Genomic DNA, 18,394 nt, shown 5'->3' with positions numbered 1-18,394 from the left:
TTGGCGCATCAGAGGGGCATGAAACGCATTGTCTCTTATGCCCTGGCCACCTTGCTGGCCCTGTCAGCGCCGCTTTTGGCCAACCCCTATGCCGATAAGGCGCAGGCCCGGCTCTTGCAGGGCTGGGCAGAGCCCGACGGACAGCGGATAGCAGCGCTGGAGATCACCCTTGCGCCCGGCTGGCACACCTATTGGCGCGCCCCCGGCGATGCGGGAATCCCGCCCAGTTTTGACTGGCACGGATCGCGCAACCTTGCCCGGGTGACGCCCGAATGGCCCCGCCCTGAAATCTATCGCAGCAATGACATGCGCTCGATCATCTACACCGAGCGGCTGCTCCTGCCCCTGCGCATCACCCCGCAGGCCGCGCACCGGCCCATTCATCTCAAGGGGCGCCTTGAGATCGGCGTGTGCAAAGACATTTGCGTGCCCTTGCAGCTGGATCTGGCTGCAACCTTCCTGCCCAAGCAGCGCGGCGCCGTCACGCAGATCAAACGCGCACGCGAGACCGTGCCCACGCGCAGCAATGGGCTGCGCTGCCAGACAGAGGCGGGCGCGCGCGGGATCATTGTGGCGCTCTCCGGACCGGTGGCACCATTGGGCGGGCGCGAGGAGGCCGCTGTTGAAACAGGTGATCCGCTGATCTGGGCCACAGAGCCCGAGCTGATCCGCAAAGGCCCTGTCCTGACGGTCCGCACAGAGCTGGTTCATGCCCTCGGGGGGGCCTTTGCACTCAACCGCTCAGCCCTGCGCCTCACCCTGATCGGCGAGCGCCACGCCCTGGATATTCAGGGCTGTGATTGAGTGATCCGCCGGGCGGCGGCAAGGCCGACAAGCGCCACCAAAACGACGATCACACCGGCCCCGCCCAAAAACAGCGCCAAAGCCGCAGCGGCACTATCACCGAGGGTCGCAAGCGGTGGGGCAAGCTGCCCCACCAGCGCAAACCAACCCAGGGTCAGCACAAACCAAAGCCCGATCAACCCCGCTCCGGCCACGACAGGGGCCTGAACGGCCCGGGCAGAGCGCGCCCGAAGGGCGCGGCGCAGGCTCTTGATCTGCTTTGAAAAATCCGCCTGCATAGCCATAAGCGAAGGCACCACCAGCAACACCAGAACCATGCCAAAACCGAGCCCGTAAACCAGCGTGATCACCGTGGGCTTGAGAAACTGCGCCTGCTGGCTGGTTTCATACAAAAGCGGCGCAAGCCCCAACACGGTGGTGAGGGTGGTCAGAAGCACCGGGCGCAGCCGGTCCACCGCGCCATCCACAATCGAGGGAATCAACCCGCGCTCCTCGGCATAGTCATCAATGGTGGTGATCAAAACAATCGAGTCGTTGATGATGATCCCGGTCATCCCCAGCAGGCCCACAACCGTGAACATGCTCAAGGGCACATCCCAAGCCGCATGGCCATAAATCGTGCCCACAAGCCCGAAGGGAATAATGGCCATCACCACAGCCGGCCGCGTCCAGCTGGCAAAGACCCAAGCAAGCACAAGGTAGATCCCGACAAGGCACAGGATAAAGCCGGTCAGCGCATCATTGAGAAACGCATCTTCCTGCTCAGACAGCCCCGCCAGCCGCCACTCCACCTGATAGCGCGCGGCAATTTCGGGCAGAATGGTCTCTTCCAGCGCCAGCATGATCTCGGCGGCGCGGTCGGCGTCATCTTCGGAAATATCCCCCGTCACAGAAACCGTGCGCAGCCCGTTTTCGCGCCGGATGGTCGAGAAGCCCGCCTGTTCGCGCAGGCTCACAATATCGCTGAGCGCCACATAATTGCCATCCTGCGCCCGCAGCTGGGTGCGATAGATGAAATCGGCCGTCACCTCCGCCTCGGGCAGCTCCACACGAATGCTCGCCGAGCGGGCACCGTCCGGATAAGTGGCCGCTTCCAGCCCGCTGAGACGGTGGCGCAGCTCGCGCCCCACCCCGTCAATGGTAAAGCCCAGCGCCTGTCCGCGCGCATTGAGATCCAGCACAAACTCGCCCTTGTCATAGGCCAGATCGTCCTCCACGCCACTCACTTCCGGGTATTGCGCCACAGCCTCTTTCAGCGCTTCGCTGGCGGCCTTCAGCGTGCTCGCCTCTGCGCCAAAGAACTGCACGTCCAGCGCACTGCCCCCCGGCCCCGAACGCCAGCCGCGAAAGCTCACCGTTTCCAAAAGCGGATGGCTGGGCAGGCGGTCTTGCAGCTCGGCCAAAAAGGCAAAGCTCGAATAGGGCCGCAAATCTGCGTCAATCAGCTCAATCGCCACCGCGCCAAGCTCGTCGGGCTCCTTGGTGTCTGCCCCCGCCAAAGGCGGCCAGGTGTTGCCACCCACCTGCGCCAGCACATAGTCAATCGGGTTCACCCCACCGTGCTTTTCGGCATATTCCGCGCCCAGCTCGTCGACAGTCTTTTGCAAAAGCCGCATCACCTCGAAGGTGTCCTCACGGCTCGCACCGGGAACCATCGCGAAATTCCCCGAAATCGAGGAGCGCTCTGGCGCGTTGAAAAAGCGCCACTGCACATCGCCGCGCACAAACAAGGCCACCTGCCCCGCCAACACCACAACAACAGCGGCAAATACAGGGTAGCGCAGCCGGATCACCCAGCCCATCAATGGGCGGAACCAGCGCTCGCGCAGATATTCAAAGCCACGGTTCACAAAGCGGCTGGGCAAATCATACCAATGATCTACAAACGCGTGTTTGAGAGAATGCGCCATATGGTTGGGCAGAATGAGAAAACACTCCACAAGGCTCGCGAGCAGCACCACAACCACTGTAAAGGGGATGTCCGAAATAAGGTCGCCAAAGCGCCCCTCCACAAAGGTGAGCGCAAAAAAGGCAATCACCGTGGTCAGCGTGGCCGAAAAGACAGGCATGGCCATGCGCCTTGCGGCGTTCTCGGCGGCCTCCACAGGCCCCTCGCCATATTTCCTGAGCCGCGCATCCGCGTGCTCGCCCACCACAATGGCGTCATCCACCACTATCCCCAAGGTGATGATCAGCGCAAAGAGCGAGATCATATTGATCGTCAGCCCCCAGGCAAACATCAGCGCCACAGCGGCGAGCATGGCCACAGGAATACCTGCCGCCACCCAGAAGGCCGTGCGCGCATTGAGAAACAGGAACAACAGCGCCACAACCAATGCGAGGCCCACAAGCCCGTTGTCCAGCAGAATGTCCAGCCGCCCGGTGATGGCCTCGGCCCGGGTGCGGATCAGATCCACCGACACCCCGGGTGGCAGGGTCGCTTCCAGCTTCGCCGCCACATCCTCGACCTGCCGCTGAATCCCGATCGCATCGCCACTGGCCGAACGGTCCACCCGCACCGAGATCGCCGGGTTTTCGCCCACAAAATAGCTTTCTCCGCGCAGCGCGCCCTCAACCTCGATCTGCGCCACATCGCCGATGGTAAGCTTGGAGCCATCCTCCAGCGCCTTGATCACGATCTGGGCAAGCTGTTCGGGGCTGCGCTTTTCAACCCCGGTGCGCAGCCGCGCATTGGCGCCGGTGACATTGCCAGCCGGGTCAGCCTTGACCTCTTCGGCAATGGCCGCCGCGATCTGGGCAAAACTGATGTCATGTTCCATCAAGCTGCGGGTGGGCACAATCACATTGGTCTTCTGCCCGGACACCCCGCGAATGGTGGTGCGTGTCACACCGGCCTGAAAGAGGCGCGCCACAAATTCATCGGCAAAGCGCGCCAGCTGCTCCGCGCCCACCGGCCCGGTGATGACAACATCGGTCACCCGGTCGCGCCAGACACCGCGCTCTACCTTGGGCTCGTCGGCTTCCTCAGGCAGCAGCGTGACAAAGTCCACCGCCGCCTGCACATCATCGGCGGCCCGTGCCATATCCCAGCCCGGCTCAAAATCCAGATCAATCCGCGCGCGCCCCTCGCGTGAGGTGGAGCTGGCCTCCGCCACCCCCTCCACGGCAAGCAGCGCCGGCTCAAGCACCTGCACCACGCCACGGTCCACATCTTCCGCCCCTGCGCCCTCCCAGGCAACCGTGACCGACACATTGTCAATAATCACATCGGGAAAGAACTGCGCCCGCATCCGCGGCATCGCCACAAGACCGGCCACAATCAGGCTGACCAACAGCAAATTGGCCACCGTCCTGTGGCGGGTAAAATAAGAGATCAGCGCGCCGATCAAACCCGGACCCCGCATCCTCAGCCCCCCATGCGGCTTTCAATCCGCTCAACCATCTTTGCCGGAACCTTGGGCGCGCGCAGCTGCTTGAGCAGCCGCTCCTGCACATCCTTGGGCATGAATTTATTGGCCTGCACAGCCGCCAGCAACTTGGCACGCCGCGCCTCGCTCAGCTCGATCATCTCAGGCGCCGCCGCCTCTGCGGGGGCCGCCGCCCCGGCCTCCACAGCGCTCACGCTGATGCCCGCGCCCAAAAGCGGCGTGCGCTTGGAGACAATCAGCCGCCCCTCAAGCTCGGGTGCGCGGATGATCACACTGTCGCCCTGCCGACGCAGCACCGCCACAGGCACAAGCTCCAGCCGCCCCTCCGGCCCAATGGCCAGCACCCCCGAATCCACGCCCACCGCCGTCGCGGCAATCCGGGCCACCGCCTCCAGAGGCGCTTCCACAATCTGCACGGCCACAAAATCGCCGGGCTTGAAGCCCTGCGCCCTGTCCAGCTGCGCAAACAGCGCCCGCCCGGTCTCGCCATCCGTATTGGCAGCCCCCGCGCGGCTGACAGTGCCCGTCGCCTCCAGATTCACCCCGAAATCATCGGAAACAGCCCGCAACTCGGCGCGCCGCAAACGGCCATCAGGGGCCAAGAGCCGTGCAAAATCCTGAGTGGACAGCCGGAACGCCACCTCCAGCGCCTCCGGATCAACCAACTCCCCCAACCGCTCGCCGGGGGTGACCAAACGGCCCTCCACCGCGTTGACGCTGGCCAGAACACCATCAAAGCGCGCAGTGATCTGCGTCTCCGCAAGCCGCCGCTCGGCCTCGTCCAGCTGAAGGCGCGCACGCGCCAGACGGGTTGCCGAGCTGTCCACCCGCGCCTCGGCCTGCGCCAAGGCCTGACGGCGGGTCAAAACCGCCGCTTTGGCCGCGCTGGCCGCAATCTCCGCAGCCTCCACCGCCGCATCCGTGCCCACATTGCGCGCCTTCAAATCCTTCTGGCGCACCAAGGCCCGCTCGCGCAGGGCCGTCTGTTCCTCGGCGTTGGCCAGCTCGTCGCGCGCCAAAACAAGCGCGCGGGCCGCATCGCGGGCCTCGGCCTCTGCATCCAGCAGGTCGGCCTGCGCGCGCGCGCGCGCCGCCTCGGCATCTGCGGCATCAATGCGCAGCATGACCTCGCCCGCCGCAAACCGCCCGCCCGCAACAAACTGCGGGCTCATGTAAACAATCATGCCCCCCACAGCCGGACGAATTTCAAGCCGTCGCAGGCTTTGCACTTCGCCATAGGCGCTGATCACCGGGCGCAGGGTCTGCGCAACCACCCGCTCTGCATTCACAGAGAAAACCCGCTCCCGCGCAGTCGGCACCCGCGCTTCGCGGCCCATGCGGTCTTCAATCGCGCCTCGCACCAGAATCGCCCCGAAGGTCAGAAGCCCAAGCGTCACCGCCAGAAGAGACAGCCCCGTCAATCCACGCTGCAAAAACCTCATTTATCGTCCCTTTGACATGATGCTCAGCCCCGCAAACAGAGCCCCTTTGGGCTATATACGCACGCGCCGGGGATTTCAGTCGAAATTCTTTTCAATTTTTGCTCCCGCAGTCTTGCGCCGCGCGCCCGGAGCGCTCACTTGCGCCGCTTATGCTCTTCCAGCCGCGGCATGATCTCGACAAAGTTGCAAGGCCGGTGGCGGTAATCGAGCTGCCATTTGAGGATGTCGTCCCAGCCGTCCTTGCAGGCCCCCGGGCTGCCGGGCAGCGCAAAGAGATAACAGCCCCCCGCCACACCTGCGGTGGCGCGGCTCTGAACCGCGCTTGTGCCGATCTTGCCAAAGCTGATCATGGTAAACAGCGTGCCGAAAGCGTCAATTTCCTTTTCATAGACATCCCGATGCGCCTCAACGGTCACATCTCGCCCCGTCAACCCGGTGCCACCGGTGGAAATGATCACATCCACCTCCCCGCTGGCCACCCATGCGCGCAGCTGCTCGGCAATTTCGCCGCGCTCGTCGCGGATAATCTTGCGCGCGGCAAGGTCATGCCCCGCCGCCGTGAGCCGCCCAACCAGCACATCGCCCGAGCGATCCTCGTCTGGCGCGCGGGTGTCGCTCACGGTCAACACCGCAATGCGCACGGGGATGAAATCTTTGCTCTCGTCAATCTTGCTCATGTCAACCTCGCCTTGAGTTCCAGCAAATCTGCCCAAGCCTCCCGCTTGCGCAGGGGCTCGCGCAGCAGCCGCTCAGGTTCAAACATCGGCAGCGCTGGCAGCCCGAAGGCCTGCGTCCAACGCCCCCTGAGCCGCGTCACGCCACGCTCCCCCAGCCCGACATCACACGCGATATTGCCCATCAAGACAAGCATGTCAGGCTTGGCCAGCGCCACATGCCTGGCCACGAAAGGGCGCATCATGGCAATCTCTTCGGAGCTTGGCTCGCGGTTATGCGGCGGCCGCCAGGGCAAGACAGTGCTCAGGTAAACATCCGCCTCCCGGCGCAGTGCAATCGCGCCCAGCATCTTGTCCAACAGCTGCCCCGCCGGCCCAACAAAGGGCAGGCCCGCACGGTCTTCCTCGCGCCCGGGGGCCTCGCCAATGACCATCAGCCGCGCGCCCTCGGTGCCATCGGCGAAAACAAGGTTGCGCGCCCCGCGCTTGAGCTCGCAATGCTCAAAGGCCGCCAGCGCTCTGCGCAGCTGGGCCAGGTCTTGCGCCGCGTCTGCCGCCTTCTGCGCCTCGGCCACGGCGTCAATCTTGAGCGCCTCCACATGCACATTCGCGGGGGCCACCGCCGGCACGGGCGCTGGCTTTGGCTTTGGTTTTTCGGCAAGCTCAAAGCGGTTCACAGGGGCCTCGCTCAGCGCCTCATCGGCGCCAAATGCGACCTGCCACTCCAGCGCTTCGCGCCACGCATGATACTCTGATGCCGATTCCATAAGCCAACTCTACCCCATCGCGTTGGCCGCCAAAACAGCGAATGACCGATTGCGCCAGAAGGCCCCAAGGCTTATAAGCGCAACAATTTTGAGAGGAGCTGCGCCCATGGGCTTTGCACATCGTCACCTGCTGGGAATCGAACAGCTCTCGCAATCAGATATCACCACCCTGCTCGATCTGGCCGACGCCTATGTGGCGCTCAACCGCTCTGCCAACAAACACTCCGAAGCCCTCGCGGGGCTGACGCAAATCAACATGTTCTTTGAGAACTCAACCCGCACGCAGGCCTCTTTTGAACTCGCAGGCAAGCGGCTTGGGGCGGATGTGATGAACATGGCCATGGGCGCCAGCTCGATCAAAAAGGGCGAAACCCTGGTCGATACCGCCCTCTCGCTCAACGCCATGCACCCGGATCTTCTGGTGGTGCGCCACCCGCATTCCGGCGCTGTCGATCTGCTGGCCCAAAAGGTCAATTGCGCCGTGCTCAATGCCGGAGATGGCCGCCACGAACACCCCACACAAGCGCTTCTTGATGCACTCACCATCCGCCGCGCCAAGGGCCGCCTGCACCGCCTCTCCATTGCCATCTGCGGCGATATCGCCCACTCCCGCGTGGCGCGCAGCAATATCATGCTGCTCGGCAAGATGGAAAACCGCGTCCGCCTGATCGGCCCGCCCACGCTCATGCCCAGCCAGATTTCAGAATTCGGCGTCGAGGTCTTTGACGACATGCGCGAGGGCCTTGCAGACGTTGATGTGGTGATGATGCTCAGGCTCCAAAAAGAGCGGATGGACGGCGGCTTTATCCCGTCTGAGCGCGAATATTACCACCGCTTCGGTCTCACAGCCGAGAAGCTCGCCCATGCCAAACCCGACGCCATCGTGATGCACCCCGGCCCCATGAACCGCGGCGTCGAGATCGACGGCGACATCGCCGATGACGTCACCCGAAGCGTGATCCAGGAACAGGTCGAAATGGGCGTCGCGGTGCGCATGGCCGCCATGGACCTCCTGGCCCGGGCCCAGCGCAGCCGCACAGCGGCGGACGAATCCTATGCCTAGCCACGCCGCAGCCCTCGCCGTTTTTACACCCAACCGCGGCACCTACATCCGCGAGCATGTGCTGCTGGCCGCCCTCGGGGCGCTGCTGCTGTCGGCTCTGCTCATCGCCCTTGACAACCCGCACCCCTGGACAGGGGTTGTCGGCTCGCTCCTCGCCATCAGCGCGCGCGGGGCCTATGCCATGCGCGAACAGCTCGCCATGGTCTGGACCCTCACAGAGACACAGCTCATCGCCCCGGACAAACGGGTGATCCCGCTGGCCGAGGTGGCCGATGCCCGCCATGTGTTCTCCGCCCTGCAAGTGATCACCCGCACAGGCGACAAATACCTCATCAAATACCAACCCGACCCCGCCGCAGGCGCCGCACAGATCCTTCAAACCCGCGATGCCGCTCTGAGCGGACAGGAGTGAGCCATGAAAACCCTCTTCACCAACGCCCAGCTGATCGACCCTGAAACCCAGAGCGAACACAATGGCTGGCTGCTGGTTGAAAACGGAACAATTCTCGCCAAAGGTCGCGAGGCAGCCCCGCAAGGGGCTGACGAGCAGCGCGATTGTCAGGGCTTTTGCCTCGCGCCGGGCATAGTCGATATTGGCGTCAAGATCGGCGAGCCGGGCGAGCGCCACAAAGAAAGCTATGCCTCCGCCGCCCGCGCCGCCGCCGCTGGTGGCGTGACAACCATGGCCATCCGCCCCGACACTTCCCCCGCCATCGACACGCCCGAGGCGCTGGAGTTCGTCAAGCGCCGCGCCAATGAAGACAGCGCCGTCAATGTCCTGCCCCTCGCCGCGCTCACCAAAGGGCGCGAGGGCCGCGAGATGACAGAGATCGGCTTTCTGCTCGATGCCGGGGCCGTGGGGTTTTCCGATTGCGACGCCGTGGTGACCAACACCAAAGTCTTCCAACGGGCGCTCACCTACGCCAGAAGCCTCGGCGCGCTGGTCATCGGCCACCCGCAAGAGCCCATCCTCTCGCAAGGCGCCGCCGTCACCTCCGGCAAATTCGCCACCCTGCGCGGCCTGCCCGCCGTTTCGCCCATGGCCGAGCGCATGGGCCTTGACCGCGACATCGCGCTCCTGGAAATGACCGGCGCACGCTATCACGCCGACCAGATCACAACCGCCCGCGCCCTGCCCGCGCTCACGCGCGCCAAACGCAACGGGCTGGACATCACCGCCGGCACCTCCATCCACCACCTCACCCTCAACGAGCTCGACGTGGCCGACTACCGCAGCTTTTTCAAACTCAAGCCGCCCCTGCGCAGCGAGGATGACCGCCTCGCCACGCTGGAGGCCGTGGCCTCCGGCCTGATTGACACGATCAGCTCCATGCACACCCCGCAAGATGAAGAAAGCAAGCGCCTGCCCTTTGAGGAAGCCGCCTCCGGCGCCGTCGCTCTGGAAACATTGCTGCCCGCCGCCATGCGCCTTGTCCACGCGGGCGGGCTCACGCTGGCGCAGCTCTTCCGCGCCCTCGCGCTCAACCCCGCCAAGCGCCTCGGCCTGCCCGCAGGCCGCCTGAGCAAAGGCGCCCCCGCCGATCTGGTGCTGTTTGACCCAAACAAACCCTTCGTGCTTGACCGCGCAACGCTCTTGTCCAAATCCAAAAACACCCCCTTTGACGGGCAGCGCCTGCAAGGTAAGGTGATGGCAACTTATGTTGCCGGCAAAAAGGTCTTCGGCTGATGCCCCTGATAGAACAGTCCGCTGCCATTCTCGCGCTCTGGGCGCTCCTTGGTTATCTGCTTGGCTCCGTGCCCTTCGGGATGCTGCTCAGCCGCGTGATGAACCTAGGTGATCTGCGTAGCATCGGCTCGGGCAACATCGGCGCGACCAATGTTTTGCGCACCGGCAACAAGACAGCCGCGCTGCTGACCCTTCTGCTTGACGGGGGCAAAGCCGCCGTGGCCGTCCTGCTGGCGCGCGCACTGGCGGGCGAAGATGCTGCACAGCTCGCAGGTCTCATGGCCTTTTTTGGACATTGCTTTCCGCTCTGGCTGCGGTTCAAGGGCGGCAAGGGGGTGGCCACATTCTTCGGCCTGCTGCTCGCGCTCAACCCGCTGGTCGGCCTCGCCTGCTGCGCCACATGGCTGGCCGCCTTCGCGCTCTGGCGGATCTCCTCGCTGGCCGCGATCACCGCAGCCAGTGCATCAACCGTCTGGATGGCCGCATTGGGCGCACAAACAATCCTGCTGCTCGGCATGGCGCTCACCGTGCTGGTGTTCTTCACCCACCGCGCCAATATCGACAGGCTGCGCGCCGGAACCGAGCCCAAATTCGGCAAGAATTGAGCGCCGCCGATATGCAACCTGCGAGCTGCGCACGCTGCATTCATTAATTTTCCCTTAAATTTGACCGGCATCACCCGGTGCACGCATGGTGCACGCAGTGTGCACGCTTTTCACCCCCCCCTTTTTGGGGGCAGCAAACCGCGTTAACCCGACCGTGCGCTAGTAGGAATAATCCGCGTAAATCCGGCTCATATCACCGCCCCAATCGCTCTCAAACCGGCGCAAAAGCTCGTCCGCAGGCACTTCGCCACTGTCCAGGGATTCCTTCAAGGCACTCAGGAAATGGGTCTCATCTGGAATCATCCCGCCCGCCCCTGCCTGGCCGCGCGCCTTCAGGCCCGCCTCTGAAATCGCCACAACTTCGCGCGCAAGATCATACATCTTCACACCGTGGGTCTCGGCCTGCAATCCCTGCTCTGAGGCCGCCACGCGCAGCGCCTCACGGGTCTCTGCATCCCAGGTTTTTGTGAGGTCCAAAGCCGCATCAAGCGCGCCCTGATCATACATCAGACCCACCCAGAAAGCCGGCAGCGCACAGAGCCTGCGCCACGGCCCGCCATCGGCCCCACGCATCTCCATATATTTCTTGATGCGCGCTTCGGGGAAGAGCGTGGTCAGGTGGTCTGCCCAGTCACTCAACGTGGGCATTTCGCCCGGCATGGCGGGCAGCTCGCCTTTCAGAAAATCCCGGAAGGACTGGCCCAAAGCATTGATATATTTACCATCTCGGTAAACAAAATACATCGGCACATCGAGCGCATATTCCACCCAACGCTCAAAGCCGAACCCCTCTTCAAAGACGAAAGGCACCATGCCGGTGCGCGCATCATCCAGATCCCGCCACACACGGCTGCGCCAGCTCTTGTGGCCGTTCGGCTTGCCCTCAAAAAAGGGAGAGTTGGCAAAGAGTGCGGTCGCCACCGGCTGCAAGGCAATCGCCGTGCGCAGCTTTTGCACCATGTCGGCCTCGGAGGCGAAATCAAGGTTCACCTGCACGGTGCAGGTGCGCCGCATCATGTCACGCCCCATCGTGCCGACTGTCTGCATGTAATCATTCATCAGCTTGTAGCGCCCCTTGGGCATGAGCGGCATCTGCTCATGAGTCCAGATGGGCGCCGCGCCGAGGCCGATAAAACCCACGCCCACAGCGTCGGCCACGTCTTTCACTTCCTTGAGATGAAGGTTCACCTCGTCACAGGTCTGATGGATGTTTTCCAGCGGCGCGCCCGACAGCTCGAGCTGCCCCCCCGGCTCAAGGCTCACATTAGCCCCATCCTTTTGTAAACCAACGATATTTTCGCCTTCCAACACAGGCTCCCAGCCGTGTTTGTGCTGCAAGCCTTCCAGCACCGCCCGCACCGAACGGGTCCCCTCGTAAGGAATTGGTAACAAACTGTCCTTACAATACCCAAACTTCTCGTGCTCCGTGCCGATCCGCCAGTCGCTCTTGGGTTTGCAGCCATCCGCCATATATTCGGCCAGCTGCGCGTAATGTTCGATCGGGCCGCCGCCGGACTGTGGAATAGACATGTGAGTGCTCCGATGTGTTCGCGTGAGAGGTTAGGAGTGCAGCCGCGGGCGCGGGGTGTCAATGCGCACTAAAGTATCTTTGCGCCAAATCACGCGCGCGTGACCGTCGGCCCCGCGTTGCGCGGCCAGCAATTGCTCGGGCGATAACCCGGGCAAAGCCGCAAAGGCGTCAAACAGCTGCGCCGCCCCGGCGGCGTTGACAGGGATCACGAGCTCAGGCTGGCCGGCTTGCCTGAGCCGCCAAACTGCCGTGTGCCGCCCTTGCGTTACGGCCCGGTCGTCATATAGCAGCTGCGACAGTTCGCGCACCGCAATCATGCCACCACCTTGGGGCGCAAAGTAACTGATCTGGCCTTCGTCCACCTCGACGACCCCAAGCCCGCCCTCGCCGCGCGCGAACCAAACCCGCTGCAAGAGCGCAAACAGCAAAAGGGCCGAAATCAACATCACGATCATACCGAGCCACGGCAACAAGCCGAAGGAGAAAAAGACCCAGTATCCGCCCAACCCAAATGCCCCGCCGGCTATGAGCACCTCCTTGTATTTGCTCAGAAATTGCGTTGCCTCGGGCCGGATAAAGCTCACACCCAATCCCCCAACGCCTGCTGCCACAAGGCCATCGCCGCCACAGCCGCCGTATCGGCCCGCAAAATGCGCGGCCCAAGGCTGACAGGATGCGCGAACGCCGCCGCATGTAGCCGCGCGCGCTCAGACGCCGAAAAGCCCCCTTCAGGGCCAATCAGGATGGCCCATGGGCCTTTGGCGAGGCCAGCCATCAGGCTGGACGAGCCCACCAAGGCCTCATCGCAAAACAGGATCTGCCGGCGCGTGTCCCACCCATCCAACACTGTAGAAAGCTTATGCAAATCAGTTACTTCTGGCACAAATGTGCCGCCGCATTGCTCTGCGGCCTCAAGCGCATGGGCTTGCAAACGGTCCTGCCGGATGCGCTCGGCATTGGTGAAATCTGTCTGCACAGGCACGATCTTGGCCGCGCCCATCTCGGCGGCTTTTTCAACGATGAAATCGGTCCGCGCCTTCTTGATCGGCGCAAACATCAGCCAAAGATCAGGCGGGGTCAGCTGCGGGCCACGCTGCTCAACGCACAAAAGCTGCCCGCCACGTTTGCCAGCCTCCACAACTTCTGCGAGCCACTCGCCATCTTTGCCATTAAAAACAGCCAGTTGCGCACCAAGCTGTTGGCGCATCACGCCAAAAAGGTAGTGCGCCTGCGCTTTATCCAAAGCCAGCGATTGCCCCGCCCCCAACGGGTGATCTACAAACAACCTGATTTTCACATCTCTCATAGGCAAAACATATGAGCAGCAACGCAAAGAAGCCAGAGCAGAACGGACAGGTTTCCGACGCCGTGAAAGGCAATTGGGTTGATCGCTACGCCCCTGCGCGCACCCGCCCCTATTTGCGCCTCTCGCGCGCCGACCGGCCCATAGGCACCTGGCTGTTGCTCATCCCCTGTTGGTGGGGGCTCTTGTTGGCCATGCTGCATGACAGGCTCGCAACCTGGCATGATCTGTGGGTCTTCACAGGCTGTGCCCTCGGGGCGTGGCTCATGCGCGGCGCGGGCTGCACCTGGAATGACATCACCGACCGCGACTTTGACGGCGCCGTCGAGCGCACCCGCTCACGGCCTATTCCCTCAGGTCAGGTCACTGTCCGGCAGGCCCTAATCTGGATGTGTCTTCAAGCACTTATCGCCTTTTGTATCCTGCTGACGTTCAATATGGCTGCCGTCTGGCTTGGTATTCTCGCGCTTGTTCCTGTTGCGATATACCCCTTTGCCAAGCGCTTCACCTGGTGGCCGCAGGTCTTTCTGGGCCTTGCCTTCAACTGGGGTGCGCTGTTTGCCTGGACAGCCCATCGCGGCACGCTGGAGGCCCCCGCGCTCTATCTCTATCTCGCCGGGATCGCTTGGACCCTGTTTTACGACACAATCTATGCCCATCAGGACAGCGAGGATGACGCGCTCATCGGCATCAAATCCACGGCACGCCTTTTTGGGAGCCAGACCCCCATGTGGCTCAGCCGCTTTTTGGCCGCCACAGTCACCCTGATGGGGGTTGCCTGCCTGTCCGCACTTCTGAACAGCGACACAGGCCCGCTCTCCCTTGTTCTTGCGCTGGCCGGGGCCTGCGCAATGGGTTGGCATTTACTTTGGCAACTCAACCGCTTTGATCCGGATGATTCCACAAGGCTTGTGGCTCTTTTCCGCTCAAACCGTGAGGCCGGGCTGATCCCCTTGCTGTTTTTCGCCGTCGCGCTCTTAGTGTGATTGAAACCTCTCCTGTCACCGCTTAAGAGAAGGCCAACAACCGCTGAAAACAGGTCTAATGCGCGTATCATCCTTCCTTATCCTGACAACCACATTTGCTCTGGCGGCTCTCTTGTCTTTCTTTGCGGCCAGGTTTTCTGTCACCCTCGTTGAAGAGACATCGGAGTATAGCGTCCGGCAAGCGCTTGATTTACAAGGGCTTACATGGGCGGAGGTTGAGGCGAACGGCCTGCAAGTCTTGCTGATCGGCACTGCCCCTTCCGAGGCCGATCGCTTTGTTGCCATCAGCACTGCCGGCACCGTGGTTGATGCGGCGCGCATCATCGACGACATGGATGTCACGGCCTTGGCAGCTCTGGCCGCGCCACGTTTTTCCATTGAAATCTTGCGCAATGACCGCGAAGTTTCGCTGATCGGGCTGATCCCGGCCGGTGCCGACCGTGCGGATCTTCTGGCGCGCCTCGGACGTATTTCCAACAATGAAGACATTGCAGATCTCTTGGAGAGCGCTGACTATGACGTGCCCGATGGCTGGGAGAATGCCGTTGATTTCGGACTGCAAGCGCTCGAGGCCCTGCCGCGCTCAAAAATCTCGATTGACGCACGCTCTGTGAAGGTCACGGCCATGGCCGACAGCGCGGAACGCAAACGCAAAATTGAAAACAGCCTGACGCGGGATGCGCCTTCCGGCTTGCGTGTGGGGTTTGAAATTTCCTCACCAAGACCAGCTATCACACCGTTTTCATTGCGGTTTTTGCGGGATGAGCAGGGCGCGCGCTTTGACAGTTGCTCCGCGGACAGCGATGACGCCCGCTCCAAAATCTTGGGAGCCGCGCGCAAAGCCGGACTTGTCGGTGAGGCAGAGTGCCAGATCGGCCTGGGCGTGCCCTCCCCCAACTGGGCAGATGCGGCCGCTTTAACGATCGCAGCGGTCGCGCAGCTTGAGGGCGGATCTGTTACGTTTTCGGATGCCGACATTACCCTTATTTCTCCCGCCGGCACCGATCAACGCGACTTTGACCGCATCATTGGCGCTTTGGAGAACAGCCTACCAGAGGTATTTGCTCTGCACGCCGTCCTCACCCCAGACCCCGCAGACACCAGCCAGGGTCCGGCAGAGTTTATTGCCACACTGAGCCCCGAGGGCCTTGTCCAACTCAACGGCCGGCTCAATGATGACAGCGTCGCCCAAACCGCGGAAAGCTTTGCAACCGCCCGTTTTGGCAGTGCAAATGTCAGCAATCGCGCGCGCACCGATGCGAGTTTGCAAAACGACTGGCCTCTGCGGGTTTTGTCAGGGCTTGAAGCCCTTTCACTTCTGTCTCATGGGTCGGCCAGAGTCACGGCCGAAGACCTTATCATTTCCGGCAAGACAGGCGATAAGTCTGCCCGCGCGGCAATCACAAATCTTCTGGCTCAAAAGCTTGGCGAAGGCGCCCGGTTTTCGGTCAATGTGGCCTATCTGGAAAAGCTTGATCCCGTTGCCAGCCTCCTCACACCGCAGGCCTGCGAAGCAGAAATCGCCGCCATATTGGAAAAGCGCAAAATCAGTTTTGAGCCGGGAAGCGGAACTGTGGACGCCAGCTCGCTCAGCACATTGGACGATATTGCAAAGGTGTTGAAGAACTGTGCCGACCTTCGAATGATTATCGCCGGTCACACAGACAGCCAAGGGCGGGAGGAGATGAACGAAACCCTCTCAAAATCGCGCGCATTGGCTGTTCTCAACGCCATGCGGGACCGCAAAATTTTGACCAGCGGCTTTGAAGCCATCGGTTACGGAGAAACCCGCCCGATTGCCTCAAACGACACAGAAGAGGGCCGCGAGGCCAACCGGCGGATCGAGTTCAAACTGGTGCCCCCGGAGCCGATAGAAAGCCCGCCAACCACTCTTGAAAGCTTTGAGAAAACCGAAACGAGCACCCCCACAGACGACACAACACCGAGCGAGGGCCAAGACCAATGACACGCACCGAGTTCATTTTTGCAACAGCCATTATCCTGTTCATCGCCTTCTGCATGGGCTGGTTTGTCAACTGGCTGGTGCATCGCTTCACGCGGGTGTCGCGGGGGGATATGGAAGAGCTGGAAAAGATGGCGCAAGAGCTGCATGAAGCAGAGGAAACCCGTGATCAGGCGATCACCTATCTTCAGCAGCGCGAAGCTGAAATGACAAACCAGCTCTCACAAACCGAGGCCGAGCTTGCTGCCGCCATGGAAGGGCTGCGCGATGCACGCCACGAAACCGAAGAAATGCGCGCCTATGTCGAACGGCTGACCAAGTCTGATAACTAGTATTTACAGAGACTTAAGCTAGAGAACCGCGCAAACCTTGCCAGCTCGGCTTGCAGGCGGTTTTGGCGCCCTGTGCCCCATTTCACATGAGGTTCAGGCCAGAGCTTTTGCAAATGCAATACGCCTGTCCGCCTGTCGGCTTTGAGGGCGACGCGCCCGACAAAGGATGTGCCTTCCAGGAGCGGATAGACGTAATAGCCCCATTTTCGCTGGGCCTCGGGAACAAAAATCTCGTTGCGATATTCAAATCCAAAAAGCCTCAGGCACCGCGCGCGGTCACGGATCGCGGGGTCAAACGGGTTGAGCAGCCGCATTCGCTGTGACGGGAGCGGAAGCTGCGCAGCACGGTGCAGCACCTCGGGCAATGACCAGAGCAAAACCTCGCTTTTATCGGCCATTTCCACCCGGATTTGAACCAGTCTCGACCTCGCCGAACTCAACCAGTCACGCACTTCTGCTGCGCTGCAAACCCCCCAAAACCGTTGCACCTCCCCGGCGCTGGCAAAGCCCAATCGCTCCAGCGCAGCCTGACAGAGCCAGTCAATCTGAGCCTCACGGCCCAGATCCTGTTCCCGGTAGGGCGCCGGGAAAACGCGTTCACTCAGGTCATAAAACTTCACAAATTTTTCGCGGTGACTGGTTGCGAGCTCGCCAGCATACCACATGTAATCGAGCGCCAGCTTATGTGGCGGGCGCTGCCACATGGCCTTGGGCCGGGGGCCTGCGCTTTCAAAGGCCTTTGTGCTCAAGGGACCTTCCCGCGAGATGCGGGCCTTTATCGCGGCACGCGCTTCAGCGTCTGGCATGGCTTTCCACCAGCCGGCGTTCAGAATTTTCTCGGCACGGCGCGCGAACTGAAGTGTCCACATGGGCAGAAAAGACATGGGGATGAGACTGGCGTCATGCGTGAAGTGTTCAAAAAAGTCTCTTTTTATCAGGTGGTTAAAGAGAGTTTCCGGCCTGTACCCTTGATTGCGGGACCAAAGAATATGATCATGCGCGCGCTCAACGTGGCGGATGGAATCCAGCTGAACAAACCCAAGCTTTTCAACAACTTGCAGCGTATCTAGGGGGCCAACGGGCGGTGAGAGAAGCCCGTGTCTTTCAAGCCAGAGAGAGCGTGCGCTGTGGTTACAAAGGCGTAACCTTTTCATTCTTGCCAGCGGGTCAGGGCTGTTTCGTCCTCATCACGCGCGGCAACCCAGCTCGCACCGTTCTTGCTCACTTCTTTTTTCCAAAACGGCGCGCGCGACTTGAGGAAATCCATCAAATACTCTGCGGCCTCAAAGGCATCCTTTCTGTGGCGCGCCGCTGTGGCGACCATCATGATCATCTCACCTGCGTGCATTTTACCGAATCTGTGAATGATCGTGGCATCTTCCAATGACCATTTGGTTAACGCATCCTGCGCAATCTGGCGAAGCGCCGCCTCTGTCATCCCCGGATAGTGCTCAATATCCATGTAATCGAGAGTGCCCTCAGGCGTGTCGCGCACAACACCAGTGAATGTCACAACAGCCCCGGAGGCACTTGTTTTATTTGCAAAAACAACGCTTTCAAGACCAAGATCAAAGGGCTCTTCCTGAACACGAACTTCCATCTATCCCCCCGTCATCGGCGGGAAAAAAGCCACTTCACGCACACCGGCCAGGGACGCGTCAAAATTGCTCAACTCCTGATCAAGCGCCACGCGCAAGGCGGAAATATCGGCAAAAGCCGCTGCATAGCGTGCCTCGCGCGCGCGCAGCTCCTCCACAAGGTCCAAGACAGTCCCAGCCGAGCTTTGGACCGTCTCTCTTGGCACACCAATGCGCTCTCGCACCCAGGCAAAATATAGCACATCCATCG

The 18,394-nt window shown here is 61.7% G+C and carries 18 protein-coding genes; 8 read left to right on the top strand and 10 right to left on the bottom strand.

Annotation, left to right across the window (positions count from 1 at the left end; genetic code table 11):
* Positions 1 to 18: 18 nt before the first annotated feature.
* The gene (locus Q0478_RS04835; RefSeq protein ID WP_298676750.1) at positions 19 to 804 is read left to right on the top strand and encodes a protein-disulfide reductase DsbD domain-containing protein; all 786 of its coding nucleotides are present in this window, start codon (positions 19 to 21) and stop codon (positions 802 to 804) included.
* Here Q0478_RS04835 and Q0478_RS04830 read toward each other — a convergent pair.
* The 4 genes from Q0478_RS04830 to Q0478_RS04815 all read right to left on the bottom strand — a co-directional run bounded on the left by Q0478_RS04830 (position 789) and on the right by Q0478_RS04815 (position 7,076).
* Positions 789 to 4,169, bottom strand: a complete 3,381-nt coding sequence (locus tag Q0478_RS04830) for an efflux RND transporter permease subunit (RefSeq protein ID WP_298676749.1) — start codon at positions 4,167 to 4,169, stop codon at positions 789 to 791. The genes Q0478_RS04835 and Q0478_RS04830 overlap by 16 nt on opposite strands.
* Positions 4,170 to 4,171: 2 nt before the next feature.
* On the bottom strand, positions 4,172 to 5,635 hold the full coding sequence (locus Q0478_RS04825; protein ID WP_298676747.1) for an HlyD family efflux transporter periplasmic adaptor subunit: 1,464 nt from the start codon (positions 5,633 to 5,635) through the stop codon (positions 4,172 to 4,174).
* A gap of 134 nt (positions 5,636 to 5,769) precedes the next feature.
* Complete coding sequence (moaB, locus tag Q0478_RS04820) at positions 5,770 to 6,312, bottom strand: molybdenum cofactor biosynthesis protein B (RefSeq protein WP_298676746.1); 543 nt, start codon at positions 6,310 to 6,312, stop codon at positions 5,770 to 5,772.
* Positions 6,309 to 7,076, bottom strand: coding sequence for a uracil-DNA glycosylase (locus Q0478_RS04815; protein WP_298676744.1), 768 nt, complete (start codon positions 7,074 to 7,076; stop codon positions 6,309 to 6,311). The genes moaB and Q0478_RS04815 overlap by 4 nt, the downstream gene beginning before the upstream one ends.
* 106 nt (positions 7,077 to 7,182) lie before the next feature.
* On the opposite strand from Q0478_RS04815, the gene Q0478_RS04810 reads away from it, so the two are divergent.
* From Q0478_RS04810 to plsY, 4 genes are read left to right on the top strand one after another with little or no spacing between them, the layout of a single operon-like run.
* Positions 7,183 to 8,139 carry an aspartate carbamoyltransferase catalytic subunit gene (locus Q0478_RS04810; RefSeq protein ID WP_298676742.1) on the top strand — a complete coding sequence of 319 codons (957 nt, stop codon included), beginning with the start codon at positions 7,183 to 7,185 and terminating at the stop codon, positions 8,137 to 8,139.
* Positions 8,132 to 8,551, top strand: coding sequence for a hypothetical protein (locus tag Q0478_RS04805; RefSeq protein ID WP_298676740.1), 420 nt, complete (start codon positions 8,132 to 8,134; stop codon positions 8,549 to 8,551). Before Q0478_RS04810 ends, Q0478_RS04805 begins: the two co-directional genes overlap by 8 nt.
* A gap of 3 nt (positions 8,552 to 8,554) precedes the next feature.
* Positions 8,555 to 9,826 carry a dihydroorotase gene (gene pyrC, locus Q0478_RS04800; protein ID WP_298676739.1) on the top strand — a complete coding sequence of 424 codons (1,272 nt, stop codon included), beginning with the start codon at positions 8,555 to 8,557 and terminating at the stop codon, positions 9,824 to 9,826.
* The gene (gene plsY, locus Q0478_RS04795; protein WP_298676737.1) at positions 9,826 to 10,431 is read left to right on the top strand and encodes a glycerol-3-phosphate 1-O-acyltransferase PlsY; all 606 of its coding nucleotides are present in this window, start codon (positions 9,826 to 9,828) and stop codon (positions 10,429 to 10,431) included. The genes pyrC and plsY overlap by 1 nt, the downstream gene beginning before the upstream one ends.
* 159 nt (positions 10,432 to 10,590) lie before the next feature.
* Here plsY and Q0478_RS04790 read toward each other — a convergent pair whose 3' ends face one another.
* The 3 genes from Q0478_RS04790 to Q0478_RS04780 are packed head-to-tail and all read right to left on the bottom strand — an operon-like array spanning position 10,591 to position 13,268.
* On the bottom strand, positions 10,591 to 11,961 hold the full coding sequence (locus Q0478_RS04790) for a glutamate--cysteine ligase (RefSeq protein WP_298676735.1): 1,371 nt from the start codon (positions 11,959 to 11,961) through the stop codon (positions 10,591 to 10,593).
* Positions 11,962 to 11,991: 30 nt separating this feature from the next.
* A complete protein-coding gene (locus Q0478_RS04785; protein ID WP_298676733.1) occupies positions 11,992 to 12,546 on the bottom strand; it encodes a hypothetical protein in 555 nt (184 codons plus the stop codon).
* Positions 12,543 to 13,268, bottom strand: coding sequence for a 16S rRNA (uracil(1498)-N(3))-methyltransferase (locus Q0478_RS04780; protein WP_298676732.1), 726 nt, complete (start codon positions 13,266 to 13,268; stop codon positions 12,543 to 12,545). The genes Q0478_RS04785 and Q0478_RS04780 overlap by 4 nt, the downstream gene beginning before the upstream one ends.
* An 11-nt stretch (positions 13,269 to 13,279) precedes the next feature.
* On the opposite strand from Q0478_RS04780, the gene ubiA reads away from it, so the two are divergent.
* The 3 genes from ubiA to Q0478_RS04765 are packed head-to-tail and all read left to right on the top strand — an operon-like array spanning position 13,280 to position 16,546.
* Positions 13,280 to 14,251 carry a 4-hydroxybenzoate octaprenyltransferase gene (gene ubiA / locus Q0478_RS04775; RefSeq protein WP_298676730.1) on the top strand — a complete coding sequence of 324 codons (972 nt, stop codon included), beginning with the start codon at positions 13,280 to 13,282 and terminating at the stop codon, positions 14,249 to 14,251.
* A gap of 58 nt (positions 14,252 to 14,309) precedes the next feature.
* Entirely contained in the window at positions 14,310 to 16,217 is a 1,908-nt protein-coding gene (locus Q0478_RS04770) for an OmpA family protein (RefSeq protein WP_298676728.1), read from the top strand.
* The gene (locus Q0478_RS04765) at positions 16,214 to 16,546 is read left to right on the top strand and encodes a hypothetical protein (protein ID WP_298676726.1); all 333 of its coding nucleotides are present in this window, start codon (positions 16,214 to 16,216) and stop codon (positions 16,544 to 16,546) included. The genes Q0478_RS04770 and Q0478_RS04765 overlap by 4 nt, the downstream gene beginning before the upstream one ends.
* Here Q0478_RS04765 and Q0478_RS04760 read toward each other — a convergent pair.
* From Q0478_RS04760 to moaD, 3 genes are read right to left on the bottom strand one after another with little or no spacing between them, the layout of a single operon-like run.
* Positions 16,543 to 17,700, bottom strand: coding sequence for a crosslink repair DNA glycosylase YcaQ family protein (locus Q0478_RS04760; RefSeq protein ID WP_298676724.1), 1,158 nt, complete (start codon positions 17,698 to 17,700; stop codon positions 16,543 to 16,545). The two genes, Q0478_RS04765 and Q0478_RS04760, sit on opposite strands and share 4 nt — an antisense overlap.
* Complete coding sequence (locus Q0478_RS04755) at positions 17,697 to 18,146, bottom strand: molybdenum cofactor biosynthesis protein MoaE (RefSeq protein ID WP_298676722.1); 450 nt, start codon at positions 18,144 to 18,146, stop codon at positions 17,697 to 17,699. Before Q0478_RS04755 ends, Q0478_RS04760 begins: the two co-directional genes overlap by 4 nt.
* Positions 18,147 to 18,392 carry a molybdopterin converting factor subunit 1 gene (gene moaD, locus Q0478_RS04750; protein WP_298676720.1) on the bottom strand — a complete coding sequence of 82 codons (246 nt, stop codon included), beginning with the start codon at positions 18,390 to 18,392 and terminating at the stop codon, positions 18,147 to 18,149.
* Positions 18,393 to 18,394: the final 2 nt, after the last annotated feature.

The organism is uncultured Lentibacter sp. (assembly GCF_937123735.1).
Lineage (GTDB): Bacteria > Pseudomonadota > Alphaproteobacteria > Rhodobacterales > Rhodobacteraceae > Lentibacter.
The sequence above is the reverse complement of the archived record's forward strand: the minus strand, read 5'-3'. Positions and strand labels throughout refer to the sequence as shown.